We start from the raw sequence: 14,784 nt of genomic DNA, 5'->3' as shown, positions 1-14,784 counted from the left end.
TCGCTGTCATTCATCGTGGCGGTGCCGTCGGGCAAGGCTCCAGCGCTCGTTCACCCCACCCGCGCCGCCCCCTTCCCGGCCCGCCGCCCGAACACCACGCCGGAGGTGAGGCCCGAGCCGCCTGGATGGCCGGTTAAGAACACGCCGCCGACCATCTCGCCGCAGGCATGGAGGCCGGGGACGCCTCGAAAGGCGGCGCGCCCGGATTCGGCGAGCCCGTGGCCCCCTCCGCGGGTCGCGAGGGTCAGCCCGCCCCGGCACACGTGGCGCCCGTCCTTCTCGAAGGACTGGCGGGCATAGATCGGCTCGAACTTCACCCCCCGCGAGGCGAGCCGGCGCACGGCGTCGTCGCTCTCGGCGATCAGCGCCTGCTGCTCGCGGCTCCGGGGGCGGCCGTCGTTGAAGCCCAGGAGATCGGCGGCGAATCGCTCGGCCGGATAGGCGCCGAAATCGGTGCGACTCAAGCGCAGGTCGTCCGGGCCTCCGAGACGCGGCAGCCGATCCTCGGCGCCGTCATAGACGAAGCGCATCGCGCCCGCCGTGTAGGCGGTGTTGCCGCCGGCGAGGTCCCGCCCGGCCTTCTCGATCACCAGGACGCTGCGTCCCTGCTCGCGCCCGGCGATGGCTGCGCTCATCGCGGCATTGCCGGAGCCGACGACGACGAAGTCCCTTCCGGTGTTCATGGCGTTCTTCCTGCATCCGTTATGCTATTGTATGCGACTGTATGCAAGATTGCCGGCTTGTCGCGGCGAGCGCCCTCGCGCACATCCCGGGCGAGGTCGAGGACGGGGTGGAATGACGGAGCGGGGATCGGGCGGGCCGCGCGGGGCCCAAGGCGCCTTTGACCGCCTGCTCGGCGCCATCGAGGAGGGCGAGCTGCCCCCCGGGAGCCGCCTGCGCGAGGCGGAGCTGGCCGAGCGCTTCGCGATCAGCCGCACGCCGGTGCGCGAGGCCCTGGCGCGGCTGGAGGCGCAGGGGCTGGTGCGGCACGAGCCGCATCGCGGCGCCAGCGTGGCACGGCTCGACTACGCGCAAGTGACCGAGCTCTACGACCTGCGCGAGGTGCTGGAGGGCACGGCGGCGCGGCTCGCCGCCATCCATGCCAGCGCGATCGAGGTCGAGATCCTGGAGGAGATGGTCGAGCGCGACCGGGGCCTTCTCGGCGATGCGGCGGCGCTGGCACGCACCAACCGCCTGTTCCACCGCCAGATCCACGCCTGCGCCCATAACCGCTTCCTGCAGGGCACGCTGGAGACGATGCGGCTCTCCCTCGTGCTCCTCTCCGGCACGACCCTTGCGCAAGGAGAGCGGGCTGCGGCCGTGATCGACGAGCATGCGGCGATCGTGGCGCGGATCCGCGCCCATGACGGCGACGGTGCCGAGGCGGCGGCGCGGACCCATATCCGGGCGGCGTTCAAGGCGCGGATCCGCCTGCACCAGGAAATGTGAGAGTGGAGACCCGGCCGATTCCCCCGCTCGACCCGCGCACCGACGCGCTCCTCGCCGAGATCGCGAGCCAGGACGGCCGCCCCTTTTGCCGGGACGGCCGCCCCCTCGACCTGCGCGACGCCGACCTGAGCCGCGACCGTCTCGCGCCGCTCGCCGACGGCTCGGGCTGGTGGGATGCGGAGCGCCGGGGCCTGAACCTCGCTCGCGCCGAGATCCCGGGCAGCGACCTCGAACAGGCCGACCTCACCGGCGCCACCCTGAAGCGGGCGCGGCTCTCGGGCGCGCTCGCCCGCTCGGCGGACTTTTCCGGCGCGCTGATCGAAGAGGCGGATTTCGGCAAGGCCGATCTCAGCGGCGCCCGCTTCAATGGGGTGGCCGGCGGCCAGGCCGATTTCACCGAGGCGATGCTGGAAGATGCGAGTTTTCGCGATGCCGCCTTACGCTTCGCGCGCCTACCCCGCAGCCTCCTCGACGGCGCGGATTTTTCCGGCGCCGACCTGTGGGGCGCCGACTTCACCGGCGCCGATGCCGATTACACCAAGTTCCGCGGGGCGCGCCTCGACGAGGTGAACCTGACGGATACCAACCTGACGCACGCCGATTTCGAGGGAGCGAGCCTGACCAAGGCGCGGCTCACCGGCTCGCGCCTGCGCAGCGCCGTGCTCACCGGCGCCAAGCTCGACGGGGCCGATCTCTCGGGTGCGGATCTCTCCGCCGCGACCCTGGTACGGCTCGATCTCTCCTCCTGCAGTCTTCGCCATGCGCGCTTCGCCGGCGCCTGGCTCAACGGCACCCGCTTTCGCGCCGCCCAGATCGGCGAGGCGGTGGGCGAGGAGCTGGCCGGCGAGTACGAGGCGGCGAAGGCGAGCTATCTCGCCCTCGAGCAGAATTTTCAGAGCATCGGCAGCCACGACGAGGCCGGCTGGGCCTATCGTCGCCGTCGCCGCATGGGCCGCCTCCATGCCGGTGCGCTGTTTCGCGCCGCTCAGGCCGCCCGCGACCGCAAGGGATTCCTTCGCCACGGCTATCGCTGGCTCGCCGACCATTTCGTCGAGTGGCTGTGCGATTACGGCGAGAGCCTGTCGCGGCTGTTCCGCGCCTTCGCGATCCTGATCGCGGTCTTCGGCGGGCTCTACGGCCTCACCGGCGGGCTGATCCCGGAGGGCGGTACGGCGGCGACCTACAACCTCCTGGATCTCATGAGCTACAGCGCCCTCAACATGATGACGGCGAACCCGCCGGAGATCGGCATCAAGCCGGTCGGCCGGGTCACCAACCTGCTCGTCGGGGTGCAGGGCGGGACTGGGATCGTGCTGATGGGGCTGTTCGGGTTCGTGCTGGGGAACCGGTTGCGGCGGTGAGTCGACGTGAGTCGAACGAGCGGTAGCCGCGCCCCTCAGAGGCCTAAATGTCGGCAACCCGTGTGTCGGTTCCACTGCCTGAAAGCGAAAGGCATACCGATGGCGAATCTCATGCCCTTGCGTCTTTCGTAGGCGCCGCAATAACCGAAAGCGTTACAAGTGTATGTTATTTTTTACTATTAAAAATCTAAAATAAATTGTTACATGTATCTTATAAGCGCGTCTTTAAATTTTTATTTCAAATTTAGTTAGAAAATTTGAATGTTCTTTGAAAAGTCTCGACGATAACAATGCATATGTTTTGGTCGTCATTATTGGTGCAACTTGCCAGCATTCTCGCCTGGACTTGCAAGTGAGCTCCTCCGCTGATATCCAGAAACAGTATCGTGACAAAATTTCACACAAGCGACCAATTCAGCATCAAGGGAGAGAAAAATGCCCTATTTTGGGGGATTGTCGGCAGACCCTAAGACAATCGCTGAGATGGCAAAACTGGCGAGATCTGCATATACAGATGGAGGTGAGCCAGGTGAGAAATGGACGCGCGTAAGGGGAAGCGATGTTGGTTTTGTTTCCGGTGTATTAAGCGGGTCTTTTGGTGATTATTTTGAGGCCGGCCTGGGATTTTTAGGACTTCCAGCGGCCGCTGTCTTTAAAAAAGGAGACAATTTAACAATTTCTTTTAGAGGAACAGACGAAAAATTTGATGCAGTCACATATTTAGATATCATTGGAAATAATAATTATATAAATGCCTATAATTCGTTTTTAGATGCGGTTTCTTCTTATGCCACAACGGCTGGATTTAACCATCTATTTGTTACCGGTCACAGTCTTGGCGCGGCCGCTGCAAATATCCTAAGAGATGTATCATTCGATAGGTATGGCGGCGCATTTAGTGCGGCGGACTACATCACATTTGCGACCCCAAAGGTTGCAGACAGTCAAAATATATTGAATATTGGATTTGAAAATGACATCGTATACAAGATATTGCCGCGGTTGAGCAGCCCCTTATCCAGTAACGAATTTTCATCGACTGCTGATAATACGTTATGGTATGACGATACGTATTCTTTCCCAGGATTTCCCCGCACAGAGCCGCACGATAAAAACAATTACGTAGATGCACTTGAAATTATCATAAAATCAAAATTCTTCTCCGAGATGACCCCCGATTCGAACGTCGTCTTTGTCGATACGGATGGGCCCGTCACAGATTTCGCATCAGTTTCTTCGAGTCACCATAACCAAGCAACTTATTATATTGGCCGCGAGGTCGCCTCTGATGATATCTTGGCCGGCACAGGCAATGATTCCATCGAAGGATTTTCGGGTTCCGACAAGCTCCGGGGCGGCGGAGGAAACGATCTGATCGTCGGCGGAGAAGGAGACGATACCATCGAGGGCGGATCTGGGAGCGACACCTCCCTATATGCAGGCGCCTATAGCGATTATGACATCGAATACATGACCGACGGATCGGTCGTGATTTCCGACTCCAAAACCGGCAGGGATGGCGTCGATACTCTCAAGGACGTCGAGTTCGCGCGCTTCTCCGACCTGACCGTCAATCTCCGGCCCGGCCAGGACGTCGCCTTCGTGATCGACACGACGGGCAGCATGTTCGACGACATCGACGCGGTCAAAGCGCAGTCGGCGGCCATCCTCAACGGCATCTTCGATCCCGGCCGCGGGCTGCTGAACTCGCGGGTCGCCGTCGTCGGCTACAACGATCCGGCGACCGAGACCTTTCTGCGGTTCACCGAGCAGCCCGACCCGGACGACCGCAAGAGCGCGGCGATCGCCGCGATCAACCGCATCAGCGTCGGTGGCGGCGGCGATTTTCCGGAGGCCGTCAATGCCGGGCTGCTGCGCGCGCTCGACGGACGCGCCGGCACCTGGCGCACGGATGCGGCGGCGCGCCGGATCATCCTGTTCGGCGATGCGCCTCCGAAGGACGTCGATCTGGCCGCCCAGGTTTATCGCCTGGCTCGCAACCTCAACGTGGACGTGCCCACCTCACCGGTGACCCGGTCGATGGCGCCCGGTCTGTTCGTGACCAGCTTCTCCGTCGCGGATCCATCAACGGAGGCATCGAGCGGCGTCGTGCCGGTTCAGATCTACACCGTCGTCATCGGGAGCGAGCCGAGCACGGCAGCCGCCTTCGGGACGATCGCGGCGGAATCCGGCGGCGCCGTCTTCACGGCCTCGAACGCCTCGACGGTGGTCGAGACGCTGCTGAAGGTGCTCGCCGCCCCCATCTATTCGATCGGCCTCGGCGATGCATCGGTGGCCGAGGGCGACGCGGGAGCCCGCGACGTCTCGTTCACCGTCTCGCGCGACGTCGCTTCCGGCGCCGCCACCGTCACGCTCGCGGCCTTCGGCACGGCCGATGCCGAGGATGTCGCCGGCATCCCGGTCTCAGTCAGCTTCGCCGACGGCGAGACATCCCGGACCGTCACGGTCTCCGTGCAGGGAGACCGCCTGGTCGAGGCCGACGAAACCTTCGGCCTGCGCATCGTGTCGGTCAACCAGCCGTCGACGATCGGCGTCGGCAGCGCCGTGCTGACGATTCTGGACGACGACACCGACCGGCCGCTGACGATTCTCGATACCGACGCGTCGAGTTCGCTCACCGGCGGAGAATTCGACGACTTCATTCACGGATTCGGCGGCGACGATACGATCTTCGGGCTCGCGGGAGGAGACATCCTCTTCGGTGACGTCGGCAACGACGTCGTCGACGGCGGGTCGGGCGACGATACCCTGCGGGGCTTCTTCGGCCGCGACACCCTGCGCGGAGGCGAGGGCAACGACCTCGTCAGCGGCGAGCAGGATGCCGATTGGCTCGACGGAGGGGACGGCAACGACATCGTGGAGGGTGGCGACGGCGACGACGTGCTGTTCGGCGGCCAGGGCAACGATTACCTCGACGGCGGCGACGGTGCCGATCTGGGCCTCGGCGGCGACGGCGACGACGTCCTCCACGGATTTGCCGGACGCGACACGCTGGATGGCGGTGCGGGCAACGACCTGCTCTACGGCGATGTCGACGACGATGTCGTGTCGGGCGGCGACGGTGCGGACACGGTGACCGGCTTCTTCGGTTCCGATCTGCTGTTCGGCAATGCGGGCGACGATCTGCTGCTCGGCGAGCAGGACAACGACACCCTCATCGGCGGGGCCGGTGCCGATCGTCTCGACGGGGGAGACGGCAACGACATCCTCTACGGCGACGACGGACGCATGGCTCTGCGTGGCGACTTTGCCGACGACAGTCTCGGCGGCGGTGACGGGGACGACATCCTCTATCAGGGCGACGGGTTCGACACCCTGACCGGAGGCAGCGGGCGCGACATCTTCGAGTTCAAGTTCGCCAACCCGCTGGCGCTCGGCGGTGGCGCGCTCCTGCCGGGCTACACCGTGATCGCCGATTTCCAGGCATCGGACGACCGCCTGAACTTCGATGCCGCGGGACTCGGCGCCGATCAGTCCGGAGCGAACTTCGTCAACAAGGCGTCGGGCGGCCCCTCCACGCGGGTCGACAGCTTCTACGCCGGCGCCGCGGCAGGAGCGACAGGCGAGAGCGTGCTGGTTCTGACCGACCAGGGCTTCGCATCCGCCGCCGCCGCGGCGGCCGCGGTCACCGGTGAGCAGACCGGCGACTTGATCCTCTACTTCGACACGACGGTCGGGACGGGCAATCTGCTCTACGTGCAGGATGTGAACGAAGCGGCTTCGATCGCCCGCTTCAGCGACGTCTCGTCCCTGTCGGACCTCGCGGGCAAGAACTTCAGCCAGGACAACTTCGTCTTCGTCTGAACCGAAGACCCGATCGCCGGTCTCCGGATGTCGCTCGACATCCGGAATCGTGCCGGAGCGACGCTCGGGCACGGGATCGATGACGGCGCGAGCATGGAGCCAACGGTCGGCCTCGCCGACCGTTGGCAAGACTTGGCACCAAGACCCGACTTGGCACCAAGACCCGACTTGGCACCAAGACTTGATTTGACACCAAGACCTGGCACCGCAGCGTTGCGGGGCGTGGGCGGCGGCAGCCTTGCCGGGGCCTTTTTCGCGATCGGGTCGGGAGCGGTCATCCGCGGGACGCGCGCGCCGACGTCATCGAGGGACGCCATGCGGATTCGACCCCTATCCCCCGGCTGCCCCCAGCAACTCCTCCCGGATCACCTGCGTCATCGCCTTCAGCTCCGGCGCCGCCCGGTCGCGCGGCTGGGCCGTCGCGATCCGGTGGGCGGCGACGATGCGCCCGGGTGCCCCCGCCAGCACCACGACCCGGTCGGCGAGGTAGACCGCTTCCTCGATGTCGTGGGTGACGAACAGGACCGTCTGGCCCGAGGCGCGGCAGAGCCGGGCGAGCTCGTCCTGGAGGTTTTCGCGAGTGAGCGCGTCGAGGGCCGAGAACGGCTCGTCCATCAGCAGCACGTGCGGCTCGACCGCGAGCGCGCGGGCGAGCGACACCCGCTGGCGCTGGCCGCCGGAGAGCTGGAACGGCCAGCGCCCGGCCAGTGCACCGAGGCCCACCCGGTCGAGGGCGGCTTGCGCCCGCCGGCGCCGCTCGGCCCGGGGCAACCGCAGCTTCTCGAGCCCGAAGGCGACGTTGTCGAGGACGCGGCGCCAGGGCAGCAGGCGCGAATCCTGGAACACCAGGGCGACCGCCCGGCGGCCTGCTTCCGGCTCGCTCACCGAGACGGTGCCGGCGCTTGGGTTGACCAGGTCGGCGATGACGCGGAGCAGCGTCGACTTGCCGACGCCGGAGGCGCCGACGATCGCCAGGAACTCGCCGGGTTCGATGTCGAGGTCGAGATCCGACAGCACCGTGGTGCGGGTGCCGTCGCGGGTGAAGGTTAGGGCGAGGCCCTGGATCGCGATCAGGCCCGCCATCTGAGAATCCAGCGTTGGAGGGCGGTGAAGCCGGCATCGAACACGCCGTAGAGCAGCGCCATGGTGAGCATGTAGACGACGACGATGTCGGTCGCGAGCAGGGTCGAGGCCTGCATCATCCGCTGGCCGAGGCCCGCGACGCCGAAGATTTCGGCGGCCACCACCGCCATCCAGGCCTGCCCGATGGCGGTGCGCACGCCGACGAGGATGCCGGGCATCGCCGCCGGCCACACCACCGTGACCAGCCGCTCGGGGGCGGAGCGGAAGCCGAAGGCGGCGGCGAGCTCGATCAGGTCGCGGTCGACGCCGCGGATCGCCCCGTGGGCCGCGAAATAGACGATCCAGAACACCCCGATCGCGACGATGAACAGGGCCGCCTCCGGGCTGACCCCGAACCAGATGATCGCGAACGGCACCCAGGCGAGGCCCGGCACCGGGCGTAAGACCCGCACCACCCAGGCGGTCAGCCCTTCCGCGGTGCGCGACATCCCCGTGAGCGTGCCGGCGGCGATGCCGAGGCCGACGCCGAGGGCGAGGCCCGCGAGGTAGTGTCCGAGGCTTCCGGTCACCGCCGCCAGCCACTGGCCGGAGCGCAACTCGCGCAAGAAGGCCTCCGGCAGCACCGAGGGCGGCGGGAGGAAGGCCGGGTTGACGAGGCCGAGCCGGGGCACGGCCTCCCACAGGGCGAAGAAGGCGGCGAGTCCCACGAGCGGGAGCAGGGCCGCCGCGGGGCGGGATCGCATCGGTTGTTCTTTACTTGCCCGCGACCGCGCGCTCGTAGAAGCGCGGCTCGAACAGCCCGTCGAGGGGGACCTCGCGGTCGAGCGCGCCGATCTTGACCTGATAGCGCTGCATCGCCGCCGTCGGCTCCACGATCGGGCGGGGATCGGCGGTGAAGCGCGTCGCCGGCGAGGCGAGGGCCCGGCGGATCGTGGCGGTGTCGACGAGGCCCTTGCCGAGCGCGCCCTCGACGATCGGCGCGACGCGGTCCGGCTCGCGGCCGATCAGGTCGACGGCCCGGACGATGCCGGTCACGATAGCCTGCACGGCGTCGGGCTCGCGATCGAGGAGCGCGCGGGTGACGGCGACGACGGTGCCGGGCTGGCTCGGGAACATCTCACCGCCGAGCGCCATCAGGCGGATCGCCGGGTTGCGGCCGGTGACGATCGAGACCGCGGGCTCGCGCAGGATGCCGCCCTCGACCGCGCCGGCGAGGATCGCCTGCTGGGTCGCGTCGATCCCCATCGAGACGATCGTCACGTCCTTCGGATCGACCTTCGCCACCTCCCACAGCCAGTGCTGCAGGGTGGTGTTGGGCACCGAGCCGAGGGGCTGGGTCGCGAGCCGCGCCGGGGTACCGGCGGAGTCCCGGTAGCGCTTGAACACCTCGGCCGGGGCGACGCCCTTCTCGGCGAAGCGGGCGAGCTTGGGACCGGCGACGACGACGTTCTCCTCGACCGAGGTGGCGGCCACCACCTTCACGTCGATGCCCTTGGAGCGCGCGACGCCGAGCGGCGCGACGCCGGCGACATAGACGTCGAGGGTCCCCGAGGCGAGCGCCTGGATCATGTTCGGGCCGGACTCGAAGGTGGTGATCGCGAGCGACAGCCCGGCCTGCTTCAGCCAGCCTTCCTTCTCGGCGATGTAGATCGGCGCGGCGGCGAGGATCGGGATCACGCCGACCCGGAGCGGGGCGGTGCGACCTTGCGCCAGGGCCCGGCCGCCATTCAGGGCGCAGGCCGCCAGGACCGGGGCTGCCCCGAGGATGCTGCGTCGCGTGATGGTCATGGCCGGCCGTTGTTGGGGAAGAATCCGTGTCCGCTTAGGGCATCGTCCTGCCGCGGTGCAAGAACGGCGCGGATATAAGAAAAATCCTCTATCTGATAGGTGTATAGCGGAAGAATTTTCTCTCATCGCACAAACGCGGAGAAGATCGTCCGGCTTGCCCCGGAAAGCCGCAGGCCTGCGCCCTGGCACGGGCAGTCCAATTTTTTGGTCAGCACAGGCAAGCGCCGGTCCTCCGGCCTCTTCTAACCTCGGGTCGTCGGCCCAAGCAGTTGTCGGCCCAAGCAGCCAGGAGCCCGGACCCGGATGGCCCTCTCACGTCGCGACCTTCTCCGCACCGCCTCCGCCGTCCCGCTCTCGACCCTGGCGATGCCCGCCCTGCTCCGCTCGGCCAAAGCCGAGACGCCGATCCTGGTCGGCTCGCTGCACGACCAGTCGGGCCCGCTCGCCGCCTCCGGCACGCCGATGGTCGAGAGCCTGAAGCTCGGCATCGAGGAGGTGAATGCCGCCGGCGGCCTGCTGGGCCGGCCGCTGCAGCTGGTGCATTACGACACCCAGTCGAACATCCAGATGTATTCGCAGTATGCCCAGCAGCTCGCCGTGCGCGACAAGGTGGCGGTGATCCATGGCGGCATCACCTCGGCCTCGCGCGAGGCGATCCGCCCGACCTTCAACCGCTTCAAGGTGCTGTACTTCTACAACGTGCTGTACGAGGGCGGGGTCTGCGACCGCAACACCTTCTGCACCGGCACCACCCCGGCCCAGACGGTGGAGAAGCTGGTTCCTTTCGCGATGACCAAGGGGGGAAAGCCGGCGAAGAAGGTCTATGTCATCGCCGCCGACTACAATTACGGCCAGATCACCGCCAAGTGGATGCAGAAATACGTCAAGGACAACGGCGGCGAGACCGTCGCGGTCGATTTCTTCCCGCTCGACGTGACGAATTTCGGCCCGACGATCTCGAAGATCCAGGCGGCGAAGCCCGACCTGCTGCTCTCGGCGCTGGTCGGCGGCAACCACACGGCGTTCTACCGGCAATGGACCTCGGCCGGGATGAAGGACCAGATCCCGATCGCCTCGACCACCTTCGGCCTCGTCAACGAGCCCACCACCCTCAACGCCGCCGAGAGCGACGGCATCCTCGGCGCCTACGGCTATTTCGAGGAACTGACGACCCCGGCGAGCACGAGTTACGTCGCCAAGCTGAAGAAGCAATCGCCCGGCATCCCCTATATCAGCGAATTGGCGGCGGCGACCTACGAGGGTTTTTATCTCTGGGTCGAGGGGGTGAAGACGGCGAAGTCGATCGACCGGATGGCGGTGACGGAGGCCTTGGAGACGGGACTTTCCTTCGACGGGCCGACCGGCAAGGTGACGATCGACCATGCCACCCATCACGTCACCCGCAACGCTTACCTGGCGGCGGTCAAGGACCGGAAATGGGACGTGCGCGAGACCTACCCGGACGCCAAGCCCCAGGACACCGCCGCGGTGTGCAACCTGGTCAAGAACCCCCGCGACAACAAGCAGTATGAGATTTCGATCTGAGGGTCGATTCGAGCCTCTTTCCCTCCTTCCCGCGACCTCATCCTGAGGTGTCAGTCGATCTTCGATCGACTGACCTCGAAGGAGGATTCCAGGGATCGCAGCGGCATCTGGAGCCCTCCTTCGAAGGTTCTTTCAGTCGCACCTCAGGATGAGGTCGTGGGTGGGAAATTAGCATTGCCGTCGACCGAGTTCCGGCTCGGTCCCCTCCCCCGCCCGGATGACGCCATGGATCTGTCGCTCATCATCGCGCTCGACGTCGTGAACGGGGCCGCCTCCCTGTTCCTGCTCTGCCTCGGCCTGGCGATCATCTTCGGGATGATGAAGATCATCAACCTGGCCCACGGCGAGTTCGTGATGCTCGGCGCCTATGCCACGGTGATCTCGGCCAATGCCGGGCTCAACATCTGGATCGCGATGCTGGTGGTGGCGCCGCTCTTCGTCGGGCTGGTCGGGCTCGTCATCGAGCGCTGCCTGATCCGGTTCCTGTACGGGCGCCTCGTCGATTCGATGCTGGCGACCTGGGGCCTGAGCCTGTGCCTGATCGGCCTCGTGACGACGATCTTCGGCAACACCATCAACGGGGTGCCGACGCCGCTCGGCGGGTTCCAGGTCGGGGCCTACCGGTCGAGCTGGTACACGATCTTCCTGCTCGGCATGGCGGTCCTGGTGATGGCGCTCGTCTACGGCGTGCTGCGGTTCACCCGCTTCGGCCTCGTCGCCCGGGCGGTGATGCTCAATCCCGGCATGGCCGCGACGCTGGGGGTCAACCCGGCGAAGATCTACATGGCGACCTTCGGCATCGGGGCGGCGGTCACGGGGCTCGCCGGCGGACTCCTGGCACCGGTCTCCGGCATCACCCCGGTGATGGGCACCGCCTTCGTCGCCAAGTGCTTCATCACCGTGGTGGGTGGGGGCGCGGCGATCATCTCGGGCACGCTCTCGGCCGCCGGCCTGTTCGGCCTCGTCAACCAGCTCGGCGCCTACTTCACCACCCCGGTCTATGGCGAAGTGATCCTGTTCCTCTCCGCGATCCTGCTGATCCGGCTCTTGCCGCAGGGCATCTCCGGCCGCTTCTTCAAGGGAACGCTCTAAATGCCCGCTCGCCTCACGCTCGGGCTCCAGGCCCTGGCCGTCCTCGTCGCCCTCGGTCTGGTGGCCGTGCTGCCCACCTATCTCGAACTCTTCACCCTGATGCAGCTGACGCTGTTTGCCGCCATGGGGGTGCTGGCGCTCAGCCTCGCCTTCATCTGGGGCTTCGGCGGCATCCTGTCCTTCGGCCAGACCGCGTTCTTCGGTCTCGGCGGCTACACCTACGCCATCGCGGCGATCAATTTCGGCGATTCGACCAACGCGATCCTGCTGGCGATCCTGTTCCCGGCCCTGTTCGCGGCGGCTCTCGGCTATTTCGTGTTCTACGGCCGGATCAGCGAGGTCTATCTCGGGGTCATCACGCTCACCGTCACGCTGATCCTGTTCAACGTCGTCAACTCGACGGCGGGCGACGCCTACACGATCGGCCAGGCACGGCTCGGCGGTTTCAACGGCATCCCGTCGGTGCCGACCTTCAACGCCCCCTACACGCCGGATGCGGTGCTCAGCCCCGAAGCCTCGTGGTTGGTCACCGGCTTCACGCTGATCGGCGTGTATCTCCTGATGCGCCTGCTGCTCGCCAGCCCCTTCGGCCGCATCGCCGTCGCGGTGCGGGAGAACGAGACCCGGGCGGCCTTGCTCGGCTACGACCCGCGCCTGATCAAGCTCGGCGTGTTCATGGTCGGCGGCGCCGTCGCCGGGCTGGCCGGCGCGCTCTACGTCAACTGGGGCGCCTTCGTCGGGCCGACGATCTTCTCGCTGTCGCTCTCGGCCGAGATCATCATCTGGATCACCGTCGGGGGCCTCGGTACCCTGATCGGCCCGGTCGTCGGCTGCGTGCTGATCCAGTACCTCAACGCGAAGATCGGCTCGCAGCAGGCCTTCAACTCGAACCTGGTGCTCGGCGTCATCCTGGTCGGCTTCGTGCTGCTGCTGCCGAAGGGCATCGTGCCGACCTTGCGCGACGCGCTTGCCGGATTCGGCCGCAAGGCCAGTCGGCGCCCCCTCGTCTCCACCGCCGCCCGTACCCAGACCGCGGGAGCCGAATGAGATGGATCCCCTCGTCCCCCTCCTGAAGACCGAGAACCTGACGATGCGCTTCGGCGGCGTCGTCGCCAACGACGACGTGAGCTTCACTTTAGGCGAGATGGAGCTGCGCTGCCTGATCGGCCCGAACGGCGCCGGCAAGAGCACGTTCTTCAAGATGCTGACCGGGCAGCTCACGCCGACCTCAGGCACCATCGCGTTCCGCGGCAAGCCGCTGACCGGCCTGCAGAGCCATCAGATCGCCCGGCTCGGCATCGGCATCAAGACGCAGGTGCCGAACGTCTTCAACGGGGTATCGGTGCGCGAGAACATCTGGCTCGCGGCCCGCCGCAAGACGACGCCGAAATTCACCCGGCCGCTGGTCGACGAGATCCTGGAAAAGATCCGGCTGACGCATCTGGCAGACGCCACCGTCGGCCAGCTCTCGCACGGCCAGCGGCAATGGGTCGAGATCGGCACGGTGCTGGCAGGCGATCCCGAACTGATCCTCCTCGACGAGCCCGCCGCCGGCATGACCGACGAGGAGACCCACCGCACCGCCGAGATCATCCGCGAGATCAACAAGACCCGGGCGATTGTCGTGGTCGAGCACGACATGGCGTTCATCAAGATGATCGCCCGCACGGTCACGGTGTTCCACCAGGGCCGGATCATGATGGAGGACGGGATCGACGCCGTGCTCGCCGACCGGCGGGTCCGCGACGTCTATCTCGGCAAGAAGGTGGCGGCATGAGCGCTCTGCTGGATGTGGAAGGCCTGCGGGCGAGCTACGGCCGGGTCCCGATCCTGATGGGGGTCGATTTCACCCTGGCGAGTGGCGAATATCTCGGCATCCTCGGCCATAACGGCATGGGCAAGACCACGCTGATGCGGACCCTGATGGGGCACCTCGCCGCCGATACCGGCGCGGTGCGGTTCTCCGGCACCGAGATCACGCGGCTCCCGGTCCACCAGCGCGCCCGGCTCGGGATGGGCCTGGTGCCGCAGGGCCGCGAGATCTTCTCGACCCTCAGCGTGCGCGAGAACCTGCGCATGGGGCTCGCCAGCGCGCCCCGGGAAGATCCCCGTATCATCGACGACGTGCTCGCCGACTTTCCCCGCCTCGTCCGCCTGCTCGACCGGCGCGGCGGCGCCCTCTCGGGTGGCGAGCAGCAATTGCTCGCGCTCGCCCGCTGCCTCTGCACTAGGCCGAAGCTCGTGCTCCTCGACGAGCCGACGGAAGGCATCCAGCCCTCGATCATCGAGGAGATCATCGAGACGCTGCTGGCCTTGAAGAAGCGCTGGGACCTGTCGATGATCATCGTCGAGCAGAACCTCGACTTCATCACCTCGCTATCCGACCGGGTGCTCGGCATCCAGAAGGGCCGCATCACCGGCGAGGTCGCGCGCGAGGACCTGCTGGCGGGGCGGATCGGGATGGCGGCGGCTTAGAGTGCCATCAGAGCCCGTTGCAACACTGTGCATGACAGGACGTTTCACAAGCATGGCAGCTCTTTCCACTCACAACCTCATCCTGAGGTGTTAGTCGATCGAAGATCGACTGACCTCGAAGGAGGGCTCCAGAGATCGCACAGGCTTCTGAAGCCCTCCTTCGAGG

Annotated in this window: 12 protein-coding genes and 1 pseudogene; 9 read left to right on the top strand and 4 right to left on the bottom strand. The window is 66.3% G+C overall.

Annotated elements, in window-relative coordinates; all coding sequences use genetic code 11:
• Nucleotides 1-50: 50 nt before the first annotated feature.
• Nucleotides 51-683, bottom strand: a complete 633-nt coding sequence (locus tag HBB12_RS19920; protein WP_236990935.1) for an FAD-binding protein — start codon at nt 681-683, stop codon at nt 51-53.
• Between the two features lie 112 nt (nt 684-795).
• Here HBB12_RS19920 and HBB12_RS19915 point away from each other — a divergent pair, with 112 nt between their 5' ends.
• From HBB12_RS19915 to HBB12_RS34310, 4 genes and pseudogenes are all read left to right on the top strand, one after another.
• Nucleotides 796-1,449: a GntR family transcriptional regulator gene (locus HBB12_RS19915; protein ID WP_236990934.1), complete on the top strand. Its 654-nt coding sequence runs from the start codon at nt 796-798 to the stop codon at nt 1,447-1,449.
• Nucleotides 1,450-1,451: 2 nt separating this feature from the next.
• Nucleotides 1,452-2,810, top strand: coding sequence for a pentapeptide repeat-containing protein (locus tag HBB12_RS19910; protein ID WP_236990933.1), 1,359 nt, complete (start codon nt 1,452-1,454; stop codon nt 2,808-2,810).
• A gap of 435 nt (nt 2,811-3,245) precedes the next feature.
• Nucleotides 3,246-3,743, top strand: a pseudogene (locus HBB12_RS34525) (lipase family protein); the annotation flags it as partial.
• Nucleotides 3,744-3,977: 234 nt separating this feature from the next.
• Nucleotides 3,978-6,635: a VWA domain-containing protein gene (locus tag HBB12_RS34310; protein WP_272913286.1), complete on the top strand. Its 2,658-nt coding sequence runs from the start codon at nt 3,978-3,980 to the stop codon at nt 6,633-6,635.
• A gap of 330 nt (nt 6,636-6,965) precedes the next feature.
• On the opposite strand, the gene HBB12_RS19890 is transcribed toward HBB12_RS34310, so the two are convergent.
• The 3 genes from HBB12_RS19890 to HBB12_RS19880 are packed head-to-tail and all read right to left on the bottom strand — an operon-like array spanning nt 6,966 to nt 9,506.
• Nucleotides 6,966-7,718 (bottom strand): ABC transporter ATP-binding protein, encoded by a 753-nt coding sequence (locus HBB12_RS19890; protein WP_236990932.1) that lies wholly within the window; start codon nt 7,716-7,718, stop codon nt 6,966-6,968.
• Complete coding sequence (locus HBB12_RS19885; RefSeq protein WP_236990931.1) at nt 7,706-8,461, bottom strand: ABC transporter permease; 756 nt, start codon at nt 8,459-8,461, stop codon at nt 7,706-7,708. Before HBB12_RS19885 ends, HBB12_RS19890 begins: the two co-directional genes overlap by 13 nt.
• 10 nt (nt 8,462-8,471) lie before the next feature.
• Complete coding sequence (locus tag HBB12_RS19880; RefSeq protein ID WP_236990930.1) at nt 8,472-9,506, bottom strand: ABC transporter substrate-binding protein; 1,035 nt, start codon at nt 9,504-9,506, stop codon at nt 8,472-8,474.
• 303 nt (nt 9,507-9,809) lie between these two features.
• Between HBB12_RS19880 and HBB12_RS19875 the strand changes: the two genes are divergently transcribed.
• The 5 genes from HBB12_RS19875 to HBB12_RS19855 all read left to right on the top strand — a co-directional run bounded on the left by HBB12_RS19875 (nt 9,810) and on the right by HBB12_RS19855 (nt 14,618).
• Nucleotides 9,810-11,051 (top strand): urea ABC transporter substrate-binding protein, encoded by a 1,242-nt coding sequence (locus tag HBB12_RS19875; RefSeq protein WP_236990929.1) that lies wholly within the window; start codon nt 9,810-9,812, stop codon nt 11,049-11,051.
• Nucleotides 11,052-11,276: 225 nt separating this feature from the next.
• Nucleotides 11,277-12,143: a branched-chain amino acid ABC transporter permease gene (locus HBB12_RS19870; RefSeq protein WP_236990928.1), complete on the top strand. Its 867-nt coding sequence runs from the start codon at nt 11,277-11,279 to the stop codon at nt 12,141-12,143.
• Nucleotides 12,144-13,190, top strand: a complete 1,047-nt coding sequence (locus HBB12_RS19865; RefSeq protein WP_236990927.1) for an ABC transporter permease subunit — start codon at nt 12,144-12,146, stop codon at nt 13,188-13,190. It begins immediately after the preceding gene.
• Between the two features lies 1 nt (nt 13,191).
• On the top strand, nt 13,192-13,920 hold the full coding sequence (locus HBB12_RS19860) for an ATP-binding cassette domain-containing protein (RefSeq protein ID WP_236990926.1): 729 nt from the start codon (nt 13,192-13,194) through the stop codon (nt 13,918-13,920).
• Nucleotides 13,917-14,618 (top strand): ABC transporter ATP-binding protein, encoded by a 702-nt coding sequence (locus HBB12_RS19855; RefSeq protein WP_236990925.1) that lies wholly within the window; start codon nt 13,917-13,919, stop codon nt 14,616-14,618. The genes HBB12_RS19860 and HBB12_RS19855 overlap by 4 nt, the downstream gene beginning before the upstream one ends.
• Nucleotides 14,619-14,784 lie beyond the last annotated feature (166 nt).

The sequence above is a fragment of the Methylobacterium sp. SyP6R genome, from assembly GCF_019216885.1.
Taxonomy (GTDB): Bacteria; Pseudomonadota; Alphaproteobacteria; order Rhizobiales; family Beijerinckiaceae; genus Methylobacterium.
The sequence above is the reverse complement of the archived record's forward strand: the minus strand, read 5'-3'. Positions and strand labels throughout refer to the sequence as shown.